16 protein-coding genes and 2 tRNA genes are annotated in these 17704 nt (G+C 64.4%); 12 read left to right on the top strand and 6 right to left on the bottom strand.

Going from position 1 to position 17704, the window contains the following annotated elements; genetic code table 11:
- Positions 1-15 precede the first annotated feature (15 nt).
- The 8 genes from Q4610_RS04700 (at position 16) to Q4610_RS04665 (ending at position 8325) form a co-directional block, all read left to right on the top strand.
- Complete coding sequence (locus Q4610_RS04700) at positions 16-648, top strand: cation efflux transmembrane domain-containing protein (protein ID WP_027443900.1); 633 nt, start codon at positions 16-18, stop codon at positions 646-648.
- Positions 645-995 carry a DUF3703 domain-containing protein gene (locus tag Q4610_RS04695; protein WP_066556653.1) on the top strand — a complete coding sequence of 117 codons (351 nt, stop codon included), beginning with the start codon at positions 645-647 and terminating at the stop codon, positions 993-995. The genes Q4610_RS04700 and Q4610_RS04695 overlap by 4 nt, the downstream gene beginning before the upstream one ends.
- Before the next feature lie 40 nt (positions 996-1035).
- Positions 1036-1368: a hypothetical protein gene (locus tag Q4610_RS04690; RefSeq protein WP_066556655.1), complete on the top strand. Its 333-nt coding sequence runs from the start codon at positions 1036-1038 to the stop codon at positions 1366-1368.
- Between the two features lie 65 nt (positions 1369-1433).
- On the top strand, positions 1434-1892 hold the full coding sequence (locus Q4610_RS04685) for a hypothetical protein (protein WP_144901090.1): 459 nt from the start codon (positions 1434-1436) through the stop codon (positions 1890-1892).
- 162 nt (positions 1893-2054) lie between these two features.
- Positions 2055-3290, top strand: coding sequence for a TolC family protein (locus tag Q4610_RS04680; RefSeq protein WP_144901088.1), 1236 nt, complete (start codon positions 2055-2057; stop codon positions 3288-3290).
- Positions 3287-4525 carry an efflux RND transporter periplasmic adaptor subunit gene (locus tag Q4610_RS04675; RefSeq protein ID WP_066556664.1) on the top strand — a complete coding sequence of 413 codons (1239 nt, stop codon included), beginning with the start codon at positions 3287-3289 and terminating at the stop codon, positions 4523-4525. Before Q4610_RS04680 ends, Q4610_RS04675 begins: the two co-directional genes overlap by 4 nt.
- A 17-nt stretch (positions 4526-4542) precedes the next feature.
- Complete coding sequence (locus tag Q4610_RS04670; protein WP_144901086.1) at positions 4543-7704, top strand: efflux RND transporter permease subunit; 3162 nt, start codon at positions 4543-4545, stop codon at positions 7702-7704.
- A gap of 228 nt (positions 7705-7932) precedes the next feature.
- A complete protein-coding gene (locus Q4610_RS04665) occupies positions 7933-8325 on the top strand; it encodes a DUF302 domain-containing protein (protein ID WP_258536916.1) in 393 nt (130 codons plus the stop codon).
- Between the two features lie 79 nt (positions 8326-8404).
- Here the strand turns inward: Q4610_RS04665 and trxC are convergent, their stop codons facing one another.
- The 3 genes from trxC to Q4610_RS04650 all read right to left on the bottom strand — a co-directional run bounded on the left by trxC (position 8405) and on the right by Q4610_RS04650 (position 9330).
- Positions 8405-8851 (bottom strand): thioredoxin TrxC, encoded by a 447-nt coding sequence (gene trxC, locus Q4610_RS04660; RefSeq protein ID WP_066557096.1) that lies wholly within the window; start codon positions 8849-8851, stop codon positions 8405-8407.
- 264 nt (positions 8852-9115) lie between these two features.
- Positions 9116-9191, bottom strand: a tRNA-Lys gene (locus tag Q4610_RS04655).
- Positions 9192-9243: 52 nt separating this feature from the next.
- Positions 9244-9330 (bottom strand) — tRNA-Tyr (locus Q4610_RS04650).
- Positions 9331-9433: 103 nt separating this feature from the next.
- Here Q4610_RS04650 and rlmB point away from each other — a divergent pair.
- Both rlmB and Q4610_RS04640 read left to right on the top strand, forming a co-directional pair.
- A complete protein-coding gene (gene rlmB, locus Q4610_RS04645; RefSeq protein WP_304534820.1) occupies positions 9434-10174 on the top strand; it encodes a 23S rRNA (guanosine(2251)-2'-O)-methyltransferase RlmB in 741 nt (246 codons plus the stop codon).
- 38 nt (positions 10175-10212) lie between these two features.
- The gene (locus tag Q4610_RS04640) at positions 10213-10953 is read left to right on the top strand and encodes a hypothetical protein (RefSeq protein ID WP_304534819.1); all 741 of its coding nucleotides are present in this window, start codon (positions 10213-10215) and stop codon (positions 10951-10953) included.
- A gap of 62 nt (positions 10954-11015) precedes the next feature.
- Here Q4610_RS04640 and Q4610_RS04635 read toward each other — a convergent pair whose 3' ends face one another.
- Entirely contained in the window at positions 11016-11333 is a 318-nt protein-coding gene (locus tag Q4610_RS04635; protein ID WP_304534818.1) for a 2Fe-2S iron-sulfur cluster-binding protein, read from the bottom strand.
- A gap of 77 nt (positions 11334-11410) precedes the next feature.
- On the opposite strand from Q4610_RS04635, the gene Q4610_RS04630 reads away from it, so the two are divergent.
- Both Q4610_RS04630 and Q4610_RS04625 read left to right on the top strand, forming a co-directional pair.
- The gene (locus Q4610_RS04630; protein ID WP_304534817.1) at positions 11411-12040 is read left to right on the top strand and encodes a DNA-3-methyladenine glycosylase family protein; all 630 of its coding nucleotides are present in this window, start codon (positions 11411-11413) and stop codon (positions 12038-12040) included.
- Positions 12041-12274: 234 nt separating this feature from the next.
- Positions 12275-14143 (top strand): ABC-F family ATP-binding cassette domain-containing protein, encoded by a 1869-nt coding sequence (locus Q4610_RS04625; RefSeq protein WP_304534816.1) that lies wholly within the window; start codon positions 12275-12277, stop codon positions 14141-14143.
- On the opposite strand, the gene Q4610_RS04620 is transcribed toward Q4610_RS04625, so the two are convergent.
- Entirely contained in the window at positions 14140-14637 is a 498-nt protein-coding gene (locus Q4610_RS04620) for a GNAT family N-acetyltransferase (protein WP_304534815.1), read from the bottom strand. The two genes, Q4610_RS04625 and Q4610_RS04620, sit on opposite strands and share 4 nt — an antisense overlap.
- Before the next feature lie 79 nt (positions 14638-14716).
- On the bottom strand, positions 14717-17650 hold the full coding sequence (locus tag Q4610_RS04615) for a CHAT domain-containing tetratricopeptide repeat protein (RefSeq protein WP_304534814.1): 2934 nt from the start codon (positions 17648-17650) through the stop codon (positions 14717-14719).
- Positions 17651-17704 lie beyond the last annotated feature (54 nt).

Raw genomic sequence — 17704 nt, 5'->3', positions numbered from 1 at the left:
CAAGGAGTTTCGGCCATGGCGGACAGTTGCTGCGCCAGTTCCTGCAGTGACGACACCGCGCGCAATGATCCTGCGTGGCGCAGGGCGTTGTGGATCGCGCTCGTCGTCAATGCCGTGATGTTTTTCGTCGAGATCATCGCGGGTGCCGCATCGGGATCCCGCTCGCTACAGGCTGACGCGCTCGATTTTCTGGGCGATGCCGCAAACTACGCGATCAGCCTTGGCGTCGCCGGAATGGCGCTTGTCTGGCGGGCGCGGACCGCGCTGGTCAAAGGGCTGACCATTCTGGCCTTTGCACTCGGGGTGATGGTCTCGGCGGTCTGGGGCCTTGTTGCTGGAACCCAGCCCGATCCTTGGGCGATGACAGGCATCGGCGCTCTCGCGCTGGTGACGAACATCTCGGTGGCGCTCCTGCTCTATCGTTTCCGGTCGGGTGACGCCAACATGCGATCAGTCTGGGTCTGCTCGCGCAACGATGCGATCAACAACCTGCTGGTGATTGGCGCGGGCTTCGTGGTGCTGTGGACGGGCAGCGGCCTCCCCGACCTCGTCGTCGCGCTCATCATGGCGCTTCTCGGGCTTCAAGGTGGATGGCAGGTGGTTCGGCAGGCTCGATATGAACTTGCGGCAAGAGGGGTTCCGGTATGAAGCAGCTCGAAACCGCATATTGGGCGGAGATCGGTGCTTTCCGGCAAGCGAGGGCTGGCCAGGACGCGGCCGATGCCTGGCACTATCTGGAACGCGCGCATATCCTTTCTCAGCAGATCCTGCGGCTCCACCTCCATGCCCATGCCGTCATGCTGATCTTTGCCATTTCCCGGCGCGAATGGCGCGAAGCGCGCGGACAAGTTCTGCGTCTGATGCTTGCACCCCTCGGCGCGCTGCTGGGCCGCATTCCTCTGGGGAACACTGGTCGAGCATCGGTCAGCGCCTTCGTGCCCATGTCGATCCCAGAGGAGCTTCGTCATGTTCTGGGCCAGGAACAGTGCAAGTGATGCGTTTGCTGCTGCTGTATTGCTCTGCTAGGTGGAAACGATGAGGGGCATTGTTCTCCAGTTCCTGATTCTGTTCTCGGTGCTTTGCGCCGGTTTTCATGCGCCTGCCGCTGCCCATGACGACCACGGTCAGGCCACAGTTCTTGTGGCTGATGCGCACCATGCTGACGCCCACGAAGATTTCTCCGACGATTCTTCCTCGGATCCCTCGCAGGAACTCTATCATCATCACCATTGCCCCATGACGACGGTATTTGATGGCAGCGACGGCGCGATGCTGGCCTTCGCAAACAAAGAGTTGCTCTGGCCGAGCAAGGCTGCGGCGCTCGCCTCGCTGATGCCAACTCCGCCAACCGAGCCCCCAGCAGCCTGAGATCCCAGCTTTGCGCGCGCCGGGCAGCCCGGCGTTGAATCTGGTATTTTCAGGATTATTTCCACATGCGATACTTGCTTATGGGCGCAATTGCGCCTGCGGCGCTCATGGCCGCTACCCCCGTCGATGCGCGCCCGGCCCGTGTTGATATCCCCATTCAGATTGACCCGAATTCATCGGTCTATGTGCTTTGGGTCAAAGTAAAGGCTGAAGGCGACCACACGATTGTCAGTGGCTACGTTCGCCAAAAGCGCTGGTTCGCCCGAAGCCGCGGCCATCTTCACATCGCGTTCATGAGGCAAGGCCAGCAGGTCGCCTGTCAGGAAAGCGACTGGAAGAAGTACCGATATCGTTCCCGGGGGCAGTGGCGTTTCACAAGTTCGGTGCAGATTGCCGCCTCTACAATCGATAGTGTGCAAATCTCGCACGTTGACCATGAACGGGTGCCCGACAGCACCCCGATATCCATGACAGTCTGCCCGGGATCGACTGTAGACACCGAACATCATGCCGGCGGTGCATAAGATGGCATCCCGATTGTTGATGGCTTCAACCATTCGAATGAGTGATTTGCCGGTCGGGGGTGCCGAGGTTTCCCTGATTGGCTGGCTTTCCCGACGTGCCCTGAATGCCCCGCGTGTCGAAGACACGCGCGAGCAAACTGAAAGCGTTTCAGGAGTGTTCCCATGACTTTGACATTGCGCGCCGGCCTATTGGCCGGCTTGGCGCTGGCCTTGCCCATAGCGGCAAGTGCGGAACCCGTAAGTCTGGACGAGGCCGTCCGCCGCGCCATTGCGGCATCGCCCGCGATCCAGGCCCAGGAGGCAGGCATCCGGTCTGCAAGGGCGGGGCGCAGCCAGGCCGATGTTCGTCCCAATCCCGTCCTGTCAGTCGAAGCCGAAAACATCGCCGGCACCGGCGCCTATGACGTCTATCGGCAGGCCGAGACGACCGTCACTTATGCCCAGACCATCGAACGCGGGGGCAAGCGCGATGCGCGGATCGCCTATGCCGAACGTGACATCGGTGTCGCGGAGGCTTCGGCGCGCCTCACCCGGCTCGACCTCGCCGAAGCAGTGCAACGCACATTCATCGACCTGCAGATCGCCGAAGAAGTTGTCTGGCTTGCCGAACGACGCCTCGAAACCGAGCGCGCCATGCAGACCGAAGCGCTGCGCCGGGTACGCGGCTACAAGGATCCGCTCTTCGTCGAAACCCGCGCCGAAGCTCGCGTAGCCCAGGCACGGCTTGCGCTCGACGAGGCCCGGTCACGCCGCAATGCCGCCCGCGCGAGGCTGGCCTCGTTCTGGGGCGGCAAGGCAGAAGATGTCGAGGTGCCGCGCGGGATCGAGAAGCCGGACGATCACCTGCACCAGTTGGCCGCTGCTGACAGTGCGCTTGCATCTGCCACGGTGGAACGGGCGCAGGCGGCGGTCGTGGTCGAACAGACGCGCGGCGTGCAGGATTACACGGTGAGCGGCGGCGTGCGGCATCTGCGCGAGACGGGCGATGTCGCACTGGTGGCCGGGATCTCGATCCCGCTGGGCCGTTTCGACCGCAATCGGGGCAACATCGAGCGCGCGCAGGCCGAGCGGCAACGGATCGAACTGCTGGCCGAAGCGGCCCGCCTTGACCGTCTGCGCCAGTTGGCCTCGCTCAGGGCCGAGGCTGATGCCGCCCGGATGCGCGCCGACGGGATCATGCAGGATGTCTATCCCAAGGCGGTCCGCACACTCCAGCAGGTCCGCGAAGGCTACAATCGCGGCGGTTTCCGTTTCAGCGATGTGCAGGACGGTGCCGACGCCATCATCGAGGTTCAGTCGCAGTGGGTCGAAGCAATGACCCGCTACCGCGACATCCTGTCCCAGATCGACCGGCTGACCGGACGCTTCGACGTCGTCGCCGGGGAGGAAGTACAATGAAAAACATCCGTTTCACCGCCGCTATCGCGGCACTCGCTCTTGCCCTCCCGCTTGCCGCCTGTGGTTCCGGTCCGGCACCCGCGGAACATGGCGAGGAGGGGGCCGAAGCCGAGCAAGGCCCCAACGGCGGGCGTCTCCTGAAGGATGGCGATTTTGCCGTTGAGGTCACAGTGTTCGAAACCGGGCAGGAACCGCAGTTCAGGGTCTATGCCAGCCGAGGTGGCCAACCGGTCGATCCGGGGTCCGTGCAGCTGACCATGACGCTCCGGCGACTGGGGGGCGAGGTCAACACTTTTGCTTTCAAGCCCGAAGGCAAGTTCCTTGCCGGTCAGGGCGTGGTCGAGGAACCCCACAGCTTCGACGTCGAGGTGGTCGCGGTCGAAAACGGCAAGCGGCACGTCTGGAAATACGCCAGTCCCGAAGGCCGCACGCATATCACGGCAGAGGCGGCCAAGGCGGGCGGCATCGAGATACTGACCGCAGGTCCGGCGTTAATCGGCGAGACACGCGAACTCTTCGGCACTGTCGCACTCGACCCATCTGCCCGTTCGGAAATCCGTGGCCAGTTTCCGGGCCGCGTCGTCAGCGTGACCAAGGCCGTGGGCGACTATGTCCAGCGGGGGCAATTGCTGGCGCGCATCGAGTCGAGCGAGAGCCTGCAAGTCTATCCGGTCTATGCGACCGTCAGCGGCGTGGTCGCCGAGCGTAACGGCAACCCCGGTAACGTGACCGGTGATCGCGCGCTCTATGTCATCACCGACCCCGCCCAGACCTCGGTCGTCTTCAACATCTTCCCCAAGGATCTGGCGGTGATCCAGCCCGGCATGCGGGTAGAAATCGAAGCCATGGACGGCACGCCCGTCGCGGCCAGCCAGCTCGGGGGCTATTTGCCCGAAGGTAATGCCGAGGCCGGAACGGCGCTGGTGCGAACCTCTGTCCCCAATCGGGGGGGGCGGCTCCGTGCCGGCATGGCATTGCGCGGCAAGGTGGTGGTGAATGCCGTCACCGTGCCACTGGCCGTGCGGACCGAAGCCATCCAGCCGTTCCGCGACTTCAAGGTCGTCTTTGCCAATTTCGGCCAGGACTACGAAGTTCGCATGCTCGAGCTGGGGCGCTCATCGCCCGAGTGGACCGAAGTGCTGAGCGGCATCAAGCCGGGCACGCCTTATGCCGCCAAGGGCTCCTTCCTCATCCGCGCCGACATCGAGAAGTCGGGCGCGAGCCATGATCATTGAGCGGGAGAGATAGCGCCATGCTTGCCCGCATCATCGGCTTTTCCATTCGCCAGCGCTGGTTCGTCCTCGCGGTTGTCGCCCTTTTATCTGCCATCGGCGTGTGGAGCGCGACCAAGCTGCCCATCGACGCCGTACCCGACATCACTAACGTCCAGGTCCAGATCAACACGGAGGCCGAAGGCTATTCCCCGCTCGAATCCGAGCAGCGCATCACATTTCCCATCGAGACGGCGATCGCCGGCGTTCCGGGTCTTTCCTACACGCGCTCGATCTCGCGCTATGGCCTGAGCCAGGTCACGGTGGTGTTCGAGGACGGCACCGACACCTATTTCGCCCGCCAGCAGGTCAACGAGCGCCTGCAAGCGGTCAGGTCGCAACTGCCGGCCGGGATCGAGCCGGAAATGGGGCCGATCGCCACCGGGCTCGGCGAAATCTTCATGTTCGCGATCGAACCAAAGCCCGGCGCAACCAAACCCGATGGCAGTCCCTGGACGGCAACCGATCTCAGGACCCTGTCCGATTGGGTGGTGCGGCCGCAGATGCGCACCATTCCCGGCGTGGCCGAGGTGAACACTATCGGCGGCTACGAACGGCAATACCATGTCACGCCCAACCCGGCGCAGTTGGCCGCGCTCAATCTGTCGCTGAACGATCTTGTCGAGGCACTGGAACGCAACAACGCCAATCGCGGCGCGGGCTATGTCGAGCGCGGCGGCGAGCAGATCCTGATCCGCGTTCCCGGGCAGGCGGCCAATGAAGCAGACCTCTCGCAGATCCTCGTTGCGACGCGCGGCGGCGTGCCGATCCGCGTCGGTGACGTGGCCGAAGTTGTGATCGGGTCCGAACTGCGCACAGGTGCCGCAACCGAAAATGCGAAGGAGATCGTGCTCGGAACCATCTTCATGCGGACTGGCGAAAACCCCCGGATTGTTGCCCAGGCTGCTGCGGAGAAGCTCAAGCAGGCGACAGCTTCGCTACCCGCAGGCGTGGTGGCGCACCCGCTCTATGACCGTACCGAACTGGTCGACCGCACGATCGCCACTGTCGAGAAGAACCTCGCCGAGGGGGCATTGCTCGTGATTGTGGTCCTGTTCCTGCTGCTCGGCAATTTCCGGGCGGCTCTGATCACGGCTGCGGTGATCCCGATCGCCATGCTCATGACGCTGACCGGCATGCTGGCGACCCGAACCTCTGCGAACCTGATGAGCCTGGGTGCGCTCGATTTCGGCCTGATCGTCGACGGAGCGGTCATCATCGTCGAGAACTGCCTGCGACGATTGGGCGAAGCCCAGCATCGAATGGGCCGCTTGCTCGATCGCGACGAGCGGTTTGGCCTCGTGGCCAAGGCGAGCGCCGAAGTCATCCGCCCCTCGATCTTCGGCATCGTCATCATTACCGCGGTGTATCTGCCGATTTTCGCGCTTGAAGGCATTGAGGGCAAAACCTTCCATCCCATGGCGACCACCGTCGTGCTGGCCTTGACGGCGGCGCTGATCCTCTCGCTGACGCTTGTGCCCGCTGCCGTTGCCCTCTTCGTCACCGGCAAGGTGGAGGAAAAGGAAAACCGCGTCATGCGCTGGATGAGCGAGCGGTACGCGCCGCTCCTCGACAAGGCCTTGGCTCGGCCGAAGCTCGCTGTTGCCTTTGCCGTCCTGCTTGTCACCCTCAGCGCTGCGGGAGCAACACGGTTAGGGTCGGAGTTCATCCCCAACCTCGATGAAGGCGACATCGCGATGCACGCGCTGCGTATTCCGGGCACCAGTCTTGGCCAGGCAGTGCAGATGCAGGAGTCACTGGAGAAACGTATCCGGCAGTTCCCGGAGGTGGAGCGCGTCTTTGCGAAGATCGGTACGGCCGATGTCGCGACCGACCCCATGCCACCATCGGTCGCGGACAATTTCATCATGCTCAAGGACAGGAGCGAATGGCCCGACCCGCGCAAGCCGCGTGACCAGCTTGTGGCCGAACTGAACAAGGCGGTGTCGGAGATTCCCGGGAACAACTACGAGTTCACCCAGCCGGTGCAGATGCGCATGAACGAGTTGATCGCGGGCGTGCGCGCCGATGTGGCGATCAAGCTGTTCGGCGACGACCTCGAGCAGCTGCTAAAGAGCGGCGATGCCATCAACGACGTGGCGGCGTCTATCCCCGGGGCTGAGGATGTGAAGCTCGAGCAGGTCACGGGCCTGCCGATGCTCTCGGTCACACCGCGCCGTGACATGCTCGCACGCTATGGCATCAGCATGGCCGAGGTTCAGGATGCCGTGGCCACGGCAACTGGCGGCCGCAAGGCGGGCGAGGTGTTCGAGGGCGACCGGCGCTTTGCCGTCGTCGTGCGCCTGCCCGAAGCGCTGCGGACGGACTTACCGGCACTCGGCAATCTGCCCGTTCGGCTTGCAGCCGGCGGGACACTACCGCTGTCACAACTGGCTGACATCTCACTCTCGGCCGGACCCAATCAGATCAGCCGTGAGAACGGCAAGCGCCGCGCCGTGATCACCGCCAACGTGCGCGGCCGGGATCTGGGATCCTTCATCACCGAACTGCGGGAGAAGGTCGGCGCCGAAGTCGAACTGCCGACCGGCTACTACGTTGAATACGGCGGCACGTTCGAACAGCTCCAGTCGGCCAAGACCCGGCTGCAGGTGGTCGTGCCGCTTGTGCTGCTGTTGATCTTCGGGCTGCTGTTCACGCTGTTCGGATCGACGAAGGATGCGGCTATCGTCTTCTCGGGCGTGCCGCTCGCATTGACTGGCGGGGTGGCGGCCCTGGCATTGCGCGGGATCCCGATGTCGATCTCCGCCGGGATCGGGTTCATCGCCTTGTCGGGTGTTGCGGTGCTCAACGGTGTCGTCATGCTGTCCTTCATACGCGACCTGCGCGAACGCGGCCTGGGAGCACTAGAGGCGGTGCGCGAGGGCGCGCTGACACGCCTGCGCCCGGTGATGATGACGGCTCTCGTGGCATCGCTCGGCTTCGTACCGATGGCGCTGAACGTCGGTGCCGGTTCCGAAGTGCAGCGGCCGCTCGCGACTGTCGTGATCGGCGGGATCATTTCCTCGACGATACTCACATTGCTCGTTCTTCCAGCGCTCTATGCTCTGGTTCATCGGAAAAAGGACGAAGAAAATCTCACGGACGTGGGACCAATGGAGCCTCAACCGGCCAGCGGGGGATGACGCACGGCATCAAGGTGCTGACGATGAACAACGCAGACGACTGCATTCGGGTGCAGTTTGACAGCAGTTCTTGTTGGCACCTTGAAGCTGTGAAGCGCACACTCGATGGAACGCCAATCAGTCACTGCGCGTGCGGTGGTTTGATTGCCGCAAACAGCTGGCGAGTCGGCGTGATAGGCTGATTTGGCCGAACTGCTGAATTTGAGAGGATCAAAGATGACGTACTATATGGCCGCCAAGCTTCAGGGTCCGTTCGATGATGCCATTGCGCGCACCGAAGCTGCCCTTAAAACCGAAGGGTTTGGTGTCATCAGCCGGATCGATATCCAGCAGACACTCAAGTCGAAGATCGACGTCGATTTCCGGCCTTACACAATTCTTGGGGCGTGCAATCCAGGCCTGGCCCATGAGGCGTTGCAGGTGGAAGACAAGGTCGGGCTGATGCTGCCCTGTAATGTCATTGTCCAACAGTACGGCTCCGGCGAGGTCGAAGTTGCCGCGATTGATCCGGTGGCCTCAATGCAGGCAATCGATAATCCAGAATTGACGAAGGCTGCGCAGGTAGTTCGTGACAAGCTCTCGCGGGTTATCGAACTTTTGCGTCAAGGCGCATCTGAATAATGTCTCGGTCCCATGCCAGAGACGGTGCCGCTGGCAGCGCCAGCTTCTCGCATACGGACGCCGCATTTAGCACCATATTCTATGCAGGAAGGGCCTGCCGCACCCAGGTGACAATGGCAGTAGCTGACATCGCGCCAGATTGGCGGGCAACCTCACGCCCCTTTGAAAATAGGATCAGGGTCGGGATCGAGCGGATTCCATAGCGGGCAGCAACGGCCTGATCGGCTTCCGTGTCCAGCATTCCTAGACGCACTCTGGGTTCGAGTTGGCCGGCGGCCGCAGTGAAGGCGGGAGCCATCTGCTGGCAAGGACCGCACCAGGTTGCCCAGAAATCAACGAGCAGCGGAATGTCGCTTTTGGTAGCGTGTGCACCAAAGTTGGCTGCGGTGAGAACCAAGGGCTGCTTTAGGAATAGCAGCGATCCGCATCGGCCGCACTTGCCTCCCGCGAGAAGCTTATCCTTCGGCACCCGATTTGCAGTCGAGCACGACGGGCAGATCACGATCATCGCACCCGAATTTGTCATTTGGTCACCTCGTACCGCAGGGATGGGATCGCGGAACTCAAATATAAGCCGCAGGCCTGACGACTTTGAGAATGCCGATTCGTGCCAGCCTTGGAAAGCGAGCTTGATCTGGGCCGGAAAACAACCAGCGTTACGGCTCTCTTGCACTTTCGCTCAGAAAATCTGTTTCCAGGAGCGCGCTACCTAGAGAGCTACCTAGCCACTCAAGAGGATGGAATTCCCAATCCCGGAGATAGTCTAACTATCTGTAAGTATTTGGAAATTTGGTGGACGCACTAGGGCTCGAACCTAGGACCCGCTGATTAAGAGTCAGCTGCTCTACCAACTGAGCTATGCGTCCACACTGGCCTGTTTCCGATCCGTAAAGGATCGTCTGCATCGGCCCGATGCAGTGGTGGACAGGGCTGGATTCGAACCAGCGTACGGGAAACCCGGGCAGATTTACAGTCTGCTGCCTTTAACCACTCGGCCACCTGTCCAGTGCCCTGACACGGCAGAAAATCATCTCTTGCCGCGCTGGAGGCGGCTCAATGGCGAAAGGAGGCTTGCCTGTCAATGGGTGGATGTGAAAAGAGCGCAAACATGAAAAAAGGTCATCGCTCCGCCAAGCCCAAGGGCGCATTCCCCCGCTTCTACGGTCGTCACGCCGTCATAGCGGCGCTCGCCAATCCCAACCGCATCGTGCGCAAGATCTGGGGCACGCGCGAAGCGCTGGGCCAGTTGGAACTGCCGCCGGTATTGCCCATCGTCTATGCCGACGTGGCCGACATGGGCCGGATGGTGCCATCCGACGCGCCGCACCAGGGCATCGTCGCCGAGGTCGAGCCGCTGGACGATGTCTGGCTGGGCGACGTGCTGGAAGAAGGCCAGGATGACCGGCGGCCAATCCTGGTGCTGGATCAGGTGACGGACCCGCACAATGTCGGCGCGATCCTGCGTTCCGCTGCCGCATTCGACGCGCTGTGCATTGTGACGCAGGACCGGCACGCCCCGCCCGAATCGGGCGTGCTGGCGCGCGCGGCGTCGGGCGCGCTGGAGATCGTGCCCTGGGTGCGGGTAGTGAACCTGTCCCGCGCGCTGGATGAGATCGCCGAAGCGGGCTATTGGCGCATCGGCCTGGACGGTGACGCCAGCACCACGCTGGGCGAGGCGATCGGCGAATCGCGCGTCGCGCTGGTGCTGGGGGCCGAGGGTGAAGGGCTGCGTCACAATAGCATGGCGCATTGCGACATTATCGCTAAACTGCCTATCAGCCCGCGGATGGAGAGTCTGAACGTCTCCAATGCGGCAGCCATCGCCCTGTATGCGGCGGCGGCGCGATAGCGACCGGCGGGGCGGTCGCCTTGATGGGGGAAACGCCGATGACACGCCTGTTTCGCAGCCTGGCCGCATTGGCGTGTCTCATGGCGCTCTCCGCCTGTCTGGTGACGCCGGGCACATTTGAATCGCATCTGGACATTCGCGCCGATCGCAGCTTCGCCTTCGCCTATAAGGGCGAGATATTGGCGTCGGACATGGGCAAGGATGCCCTGTCCGGTACGACCCCCTCCGCCGGCAGCGACGACGCGCAGGAGGGGGAGGCCGAAGCCGGACCGACGATGATGCAGATCGCGGCGAAGGATGAGGATTTTAGCACGCCCGACAACAGGGGCGATGCGGCGCAGATGCAGGCGATTGCTGCCGCGCTGAGCAAGGAAAAGGGATTCCGCGCCGCCCGCTATGTCGGCAACCACAGGTTCGAGATCGACTATGCGATCAGCGGCACGCTGACCCACGCCTTTCTCTTTCCCTTCAACATCGATGCGCAGATTGTGCTGCCGTTCGTCGCGGTGGAATTGCGGGGGGCGGACCGGCTGCGGGTGAAGGCGCCGGGCTTTGCGAACGGGTTCGGCAAGAATCCGTCGACAGCGGGCATGGGCGGCAGCAATGACGAGGCGGCCAAGGCGCTGAAGGGCACCTTCACATTGACCACCGATGCGGAAATCGTCAGCCAGAATCAGGAAGATGGCGCGCAAGGCACGCCGCAGGGCAAGCGGATCGTCTGGACCATATCGTCAATGACGGCCGAAGCCCCGGTGGCCACGCTGCGCGTTCGGCCATGACAGCATAGCGCCATGGTCCCGCCTGCACGGAACCATGGCCACTTATGCGGCGGATCGTTCGATCAGTCTTCCGGCGCGATGGTGACGCGCAGGCCGTCGAGCGCGTCGGACATCACCAACTGGCACGACAGGCGGCTGGTTTCGGTGCGATGCTCGCTGCTATCGAGCAGGTCGTTTTCATCTTCGCTCAACGTCGGCAGGATATCGGCAAAGGCCGGATCGACATAGACATGGCAGGTGGCGCAGGAGCAGCAGCCCCCGCACAGCGCCAGCAGTTCGTCAAAACCGCTGTCGCGAATGACTTCCATCACCGACAGGCCATTGTCGCCATCGACAGCCTGTTCCTCACCCGCACGGTTGACCACGATCAGTTTCGGCATCTATCCCATTCCCTTGAAATTTTCCCCGCCGCTCTGGCTGACAGGCGCCGGGAAATCAAGGGCCGAACGGAAAGACGATGGTAACGACCGCCGATCAGATACGGGCCGGGCTGGACGCCATCGCCGCGCTGGAGCCGGCTTTCCAGGCCGCGATCGGCCGGGTCGGCTATCCGCCGCCGCGCGTGCGGGAACCTGGCTATGAAACTTTGCTGCGCACCATCGTGGGCCAGCAGGTCAGCGTGGCCGCCGCTGCCGCGGTGTGGCGCAAGCTGGAGGCGGCGCTGGGCGCGGGCTGCACGCCGCAGGCGTTGCTGGCACGCGACTTCGATTCGTTGCGGGCCTGTGGCCTGTCCCGCCAGAAGCAGGGCTATGCCCGTAGTCTTGCCGAACTGGTGCTGTCGGGCGCGCTCGATCTGCATGCGTTGCCGCAGGACGATGAGGATGCGATCGCCCAACTGGTGCGGATCAAGGGGATCGGCCGCTGGTCGGCGGAAATCTACCTGCTGTTCGCCGAAGGACGCCCCGACATCTGGCCCGCTGGCGACCTGGCCGTGCAGATCGAGATTGGCCGCATCCTGGGCCTGCCTGAACGGCCGGACGAAAAACAGACCCGTGCGCTCGCGCAAGCCTGGCGTCCCCATCGCGGCGCTGCCGCGATCATGGCCTGGCATCATTATAATAGTGGCACAGACATGCTAAAGACTTGATATATCATGATTGCATATCAATCAGCCAATCCGTCTCCCCCTGCATTCCCTGCCGCAGCACGGCTGCGTTGCACGGCCTGACAGGGCGATGCTTTCCAAAATCCTCCCTGTTCCACGCCCCGTCATGATGCCGCCGGCTCTCTCCTGCCGTCCGTTCATCTTGCCACGCGCGGCCTTTTAAAACGCCGCCAAGCCGCCTTTGCGCCCCCGCGCACCCATGCTAAGGGCGCGCCCATGCTGAATCTCAATGCTATCACCGTGCGCCTTGGCGGCCGCACCATTCTCGATCGTGCCACCGCCGCCCTGCCGCCGCGCAGCCGCGTGGGCCTCATCGGCCGCAATGGCGCGGGCAAGTCCACGCTGATGAAGGTGATGATCGGCCAGCTCGATCCCGACGAAGGATCGTGCGACATGCCCCGCGACACCCGGCTGGGCTATATCGCGCAGGAAGCCCCGTCGGGCACCGCGACCCCGTTCGATACCGTGCTCGAAGCCGACAAGGAACGCGCCGCCCTGATGGCGGAGGCGGAGCATACCCAAGACCCCGATCGCCTGGGTCATATCTATGAGCGGCTGACCGCGATCGACGCCTATACCGCGCCCGCCCGCGCCGCCCGCATCCTGGTGGGCCTGGGCTTCGACGAGGAAATGCAGGGGCGCCCGCTCGACAGCTATTCGGGCGGATGGAAGATGCGCGTGGCGCTCGCCTCCCTGCTCTTTTCCAACCCCGACCTTTTGCTGCTCGATGAACCGTCGAACCATCTCGACCTCGAAGCGACGCTGTGGCTGGAAAATTTCCTGAAGGCCTATCGCGGCACCGTGGTGGTCATCAGCCACGAACGCGACCTGCTCAACAATGTGGTCGATTATATCCTGCATCTGGAAGGCGGGAAGGTCACGCTCTATCCCGGCGGTTATGATGCGTTCGAGCGGCAGCGCGCCGAACGGCTGGCCCAGCTCGAATCCGCCCGCGCCAAGCAGCAGGCGGAGCGCGACAAGTTGCAGGATTATGTCGCCCGCAACTCGGCCCGCGCCTCGACCGCCAAACAGGCCCAGTCCCGTGCCAAGGCGCTGGCGCGGATGCAACCGATCGCCGCCGCGATCGAGGACCCGACCCTGCATTTCGGCTTCCCCAGTCCGGCCGAACTCAGGCCCCCGCTCATCACCATGGACATGGCCTCGGTCGGCTATACCGACATACCGATCTTGAAGCGCATCAACCTGCGCATCGACCCGGACGACCGGCTGGCGCTGCTGGGCCGCAACGGCAATGGCAAGACGACGCTGGCCCGCCTGATCGCCGCGCAACTGGCCCCGATGGAGGGGACGATGCAAAGCTCGGCCAAGATGAATGTCGGCTATTTCACCCAATATCAGGTGGAGGAACTCGACGTTACCGACACGCCGCTGGAACATATGACCCGCGTGATGAAGGGCGCGACGCCGGGCGCGGTGCGTGCCCAGCTTGGCCGCTTCGGCTTTTCCGGCGAGCGCGCGACGCAGAAGGTCGGCTCCATGTCCGGCGGCGAACGGGCGCGCTTGGCGCTCGCCCTCATCACCCGCGACGCGCCGCACCTGCTGATCCTCGACGAACCGACCAACCATCTGGATGTCGACAGTCGCGAGGCGCTGGTGCAGGCCCTGAACGATTATAGCGGCGCGGTGGTGATCGTCAGCCATGACCGCCACATGATCGAACTGGTGGCCGACCGGCTGGTGCTGGTCGACAATGGCACCGCCCAGCCGTTCGACGGCAGCCTTGACGATTATACCGACATCATCCTGCGCAAGGCGGACGGCAATGGCGGCGGCGGCGATGCGCCGAAGATTGATCGCAAGGCCGACAAGAAGGCTGCGGCCGAATGGCGCGAAAAGCAGAAGCTGCTCAAGAACGCGGTCAACAAGGCGGAGCGCGAAATGGCGACCCTCATCGCCGAGCGCAAGCGCATCGACGCGGTGCTGTTCGACCCCAAGAGCGCGAGCGGGCCGGAAGCGAAGCTGACCACCAGCGAACTGATGGTGAAGCGTGCCGCGGTCGAAAAGAAGCTGGAAGCGGCCGAGGAAATCTGGATGGAGGCCGGTGCGGCTCTCGAAGCGGGCTAAAAGGCCCGCTCCAGCAGCACCACGCCCGGTTCATCCTCGATCGGGCGGGCGGTAAAGCCCATTTCCTGCTCCAGGCTGATGGCGGCGCGATTGTCCCGGCTCTCGATCGACTGGAGTTTGGTGACGCCCCATTGCCGCGCCTCCTGCGCGACATGATCCAGCAGCGTCCAGCCGATTCCCTTGCCCTTATGGTCGGGCAGGATGGAAATGGCGACTTCGCCGGTCGCGCCCGCCTCATCCACCGCCAGCGTGGCCGCGGCGATGATGGCTTGCCCGCCCGGCGTGAAGGCCAGGAATGTTTCATGCCGGTGATAGGCGAAGTCGGTCATGGCGTGGAGATGTCCCGGACTGACCTGACGCACCGCCGACAGGAAGCGGAAGCGGCGGTCCTCATCCGTGACCTGGGCGAAAAAATCCGCCAGTGCCGGTTCATCCTCATGTGTCGCCAGGCGCATGGCAAACCGAAAGCCGTGGCGGGTTTCAAGCGCGATCATCGGAAAATTCCTCTGGTGGACAATGTCGCAGCGACCTATCCGCCTTCCGCATCGGGGAACCTATAGGGACTTGTCCCTATCAATGCCCCATCAGGATGAAGGGCGCCCAGATATAGGGCTGGGCCGCGCCATCCTGCCGCGACCGGATCAGCTTGAGCATCGCCCGCTGCAACGCGACCGCGCGCGGCAGGCCCCGGTTCGCGCCCTTGACCGTCTCCAGCGTCACGAACGCGCTGGCGTCGTCCCGCACCGGCCAGTGCGACACCAGCAGCGACCCCGCGCCAGCATAGCGGAACGCCTGCGCCAGCCCGGAATAGGCCGCCGCCTGCCCATTTTCGCCCGCCGCTGTGTTGCAGGCGGACAGGATCACCCAGTCCGCCGCGATCCGCATCGCGGCGACCTCCGACGCGGTCAGCAGCCCGTCCTCGCCGGGGGTCGCGGCGGCGGGCGGAGACAGCACCAGCGCCGGTTCGGTCACGCCCTCCATCTCGCCGCTGACCAGCCCGTGGGTGGCGAACAGGATCACGCCATAGGGCGACAGGTCACGGCTGCGCAGGGCGCCCTCATTGGCCGCCGCGCCGACCAGCAGGGTGGCATGATCCGGGCCGAAGCGCTGTGCCACCGCTTCCAGCTCGGTCAGCGATCCGGGCAGCGGCGGCAGTTCGGACAGGGCATGAATGTCCGCGCCGCCATTGCGGAAATAGTGATTGGCCGCCAGCATCGCGCCGCCCCGCTGGCCTGACCCGGACCCGCTGGCGAAACTCTGGGGCGCGCCGATGCCCAGGAAGCGCTGGTCCCGCGCGGCGATCCGGCTGCGTGCGCTGGCCCCGGTCGCAAAGCCCGGCTGCACCTCGATCGCGAAGCGGCGGATCAGCCAGGGCGTGTCGCGATCGACCCGCGCCACTGGCCGCTGCGGCAGCATGGCGAAGGGCAGGGAGGCGAACGCCCCTGTCGGCACGATCCGCAGCGTGCGCGCCTTGCCCAGCGTCGCCAGAATGCCCGGCGTGAAGATCTGAGCGTAGATGTCCTGCGCCGCGGCCCGGTCGAACCCCGCCGGCGTCAGCGATCCGCGCAGCCGGTTGACCAGCGCCACCAGGGCGGCGCGCCCCATTGTCGCCCGTTCCACCCGCGCCCCGTCCGCACCGACTGCCAGCAGATAGACGCCATCGAAGGCCGGCATCACCGCCAGCATTGCCTCGTCCCTGGCCAATCCCGTGCGCAGCGCGCCGAGATCGGGCCGTTCGCCGCCGCGTGCCTCGACCCAGCGGGGATAGTCACGGGCAAGCGCGCTGCGCGCCGCCTCGACATCGGCGGCCACGATCGCGCGCGCCGCGCGCGCCGCCGCCACGTCCCGGTCGGTGGCCAGCGCCCTGAGCAACCGGCTGTCCGCCGCCTCCAGCGCCTTGATCCGGTCCTGCACCTCCCGCACCCGCGCGGCCAGCGCCGGATCGGCCACCAGCCGCTGGGCCACCAGCCGATTGGCCTGCGCGATGCGCGATCCCGCCAGCACCGCCATCGCGTCGAGCGCCAGCGCGCCATCCTGCGTCTGCGCCGCGACCGCCAGCAGGGTGTCGAGGCCCGCGCGCTGATCCTCGGTCAGTTCGCCATTGTCGTTCAGTGTCGCGCCATCGCGCAGAACGCCCGCCAGCCGCCGTGCGCTCTCGCGCAACCCGGCGCGATCCGGGGCGGTCCAGGCCGCCAGCATCGCCGCCTGCGCCAGCGGGAAGGCGGGGGCATTGTCCAGTTGCCGGGTTTCGGCGGCGAAGGTGGCGGCGGCGGCGTGCGCTTCCTCGGCGCGGCCGGCGGCGATCAGCGCGGGGATCAGATAGGGATAGACGCGCTGGCCGATGTCACGGTCCTTGTCCGACCCCGCGCGCACTCGCGCCAGGGCAGCCTTCAATTGCTCGATCGCTTCGTCGCGCCGCCCTTCGGCGATGCCGGCCGACGCGCCGAAGGCCAGGGCGCGCGCCGATTGCGGGCTGTTCTCGCCCTCGATCCTGCGAAAGCCGCTTTCCGCCTCCATGAACAATGGTGCGGCGTCGGCATAGCGTTCCAGCGGCAGCAGCACCGTGCCCAGATTTTGCAACCCGAACTGGAAATACAGGCTGTCGGTCCCCACCGTCTCGCGCTTGATCGCGATCGCGCGTTGCAGATAGTCCAGACTCTCGGCCCGCCGCCCCGTACGCGACAGCAGCAGCCCCAGCGCCTCCAGCGCGCGGGCGTAGCTGGGATGCTTGCGGTCGACATGGTCGGTCGCCTTGTCGACGGCCAGCCGGGCATAGCTTTCCGCCTCCGCGTCGCGGTCGGCGCGGGCCAGCATCTGGGCATAGGTGTAGTAGGAACCGATCGTGTCGGCGCTGTCCGGGCCGGCGGCGGCGATCCGCGCCTCCATGCTGGCCTTCTGCGCCTCGACGGCTTCGGCGTTGCGGCCCAGCCGGGTCAGCGCCTGCGCATGGGAAAAGGCGATGTTGGAGCGCAGCATATGCGCGTCCTTGTCCAGCTTGTCCGCTGGCGTGCGGGCGATATAGCCGTCCATATAGTGGCTCGCCTGCGCCAGGATATCCGCCCCGCCGGCGACATCGCCCAGCGCGACCTGGACAAAGCCCCTGATCGACAGGCCCTGCATCCAGGCGATCGGATAAGCGTCGGCAAAGGGGGCGAGCAGCGCGAGCCCTTCGGTCGACCGGGCGAGCGCATCGGGATTCCTGCCGTCGATCTGGTCCATGGATGACAGGTTGATGAGCGCGACGCCGGCCAGCGGATGCGGCTTGCCGCCGACTTTCGTTTTCATCGCCGCAGCGTGCAGTCGCTTCCAGGCGTCGCGGGTCTTTTGCGACATGGACAGTGCATAATCGTCGCTGTTGAACAGGGCGAATGCCCGACTTTCAAGCTGGCGCAGACGGCTATGATGGGGGTCGGTAACAGAAAAGCTGGGTGGCGTCAGGGCCAGAGCGGACGGCGCGGGCAGGACCAGTCCCAACAGAATAACCGAACAGCGCGTGGAAAAACGCATTTTGCCCCCGCAAGTTTCGATCCAACCATCTCATGGGTCGAGTCGGGGCGGAGG

Source organism: Sphingobium cyanobacteriorum, assembly GCF_030580935.1.
In the GTDB taxonomy this organism is placed as follows: Bacteria; Pseudomonadota; Alphaproteobacteria; order Sphingomonadales; family Sphingomonadaceae; genus Sphingobium; species Sphingobium cyanobacteriorum.
The sequence above is the reverse complement of the archived record's forward strand: the minus strand, read 5'-3'. Positions and strand labels throughout refer to the sequence as shown.

Bases quoted from the DNA above. Each gene is read 5' to 3' on its own strand.
- Q4610_RS04675 (WP_066556664.1), top strand. From the start codon at position 3,287: ATGAAAAACATCCGTTTCACCGCCGCTATCGCGGCACTCGCTCTTGCC.
- Q4610_RS04685 (WP_144901090.1), top strand. From the start codon at position 1,434: ATGCGATACTTGCTTATGGGCGCAATTGCGCCTGCGGCGCTCATGGCC.
- Q4610_RS04635 (WP_304534818.1), bottom strand. From the start codon at position 11,333: ATGCCGAAACTGATCGTGGTCAACCGTGCGGGTGAGGAACAGGCTGTC.
- Q4610_RS04640 (WP_304534819.1), top strand. From the start codon at position 10,213: ATGACACGCCTGTTTCGCAGCCTGGCCGCATTGGCGTGTCTCATGGCG.
- Q4610_RS04630 (WP_304534817.1), top strand. From the start codon at position 11,411: ATGGTAACGACCGCCGATCAGATACGGGCCGGGCTGGACGCCATCGCC.
- Q4610_RS04670 (WP_144901086.1), top strand. From the start codon at position 4,543: ATGCTTGCCCGCATCATCGGCTTTTCCATTCGCCAGCGCTGGTTCGTC.
- Q4610_RS04665 (WP_258536916.1), top strand. From the start codon at position 7,933: ATGGCCGCCAAGCTTCAGGGTCCGTTCGATGATGCCATTGCGCGCACC.
- Q4610_RS04700 (WP_027443900.1), top strand. From the start codon at position 16: ATGGCGGACAGTTGCTGCGCCAGTTCCTGCAGTGACGACACCGCGCGC.
- trxC (WP_066557096.1), bottom strand. From the start codon at position 8,851: ATGACAAATTCGGGTGCGATGATCGTGATCTGCCCGTCGTGCTCGACT.
- Q4610_RS04620 (WP_304534815.1), bottom strand. From the start codon at position 14,637: ATGATCGCGCTTGAAACCCGCCACGGCTTTCGGTTTGCCATGCGCCTG.
- rlmB (WP_304534820.1), top strand. From the start codon at position 9,434: ATGAAAAAAGGTCATCGCTCCGCCAAGCCCAAGGGCGCATTCCCCCGC.
- Q4610_RS04680 (WP_144901088.1), top strand. From the start codon at position 2,055: ATGACTTTGACATTGCGCGCCGGCCTATTGGCCGGCTTGGCGCTGGCC.
- Q4610_RS04625 (WP_304534816.1), top strand. From the start codon at position 12,275: ATGCTGAATCTCAATGCTATCACCGTGCGCCTTGGCGGCCGCACCATT.
- Q4610_RS04695 (WP_066556653.1), top strand. From the start codon at position 645: ATGAAGCAGCTCGAAACCGCATATTGGGCGGAGATCGGTGCTTTCCGG.
- Q4610_RS04615 (WP_304534814.1), bottom strand. From the start codon at position 17,650: ATGCGTTTTTCCACGCGCTGTTCGGTTATTCTGTTGGGACTGGTCCTG.
- Q4610_RS04690 (WP_066556655.1), top strand. From the start codon at position 1,036: ATGAGGGGCATTGTTCTCCAGTTCCTGATTCTGTTCTCGGTGCTTTGC.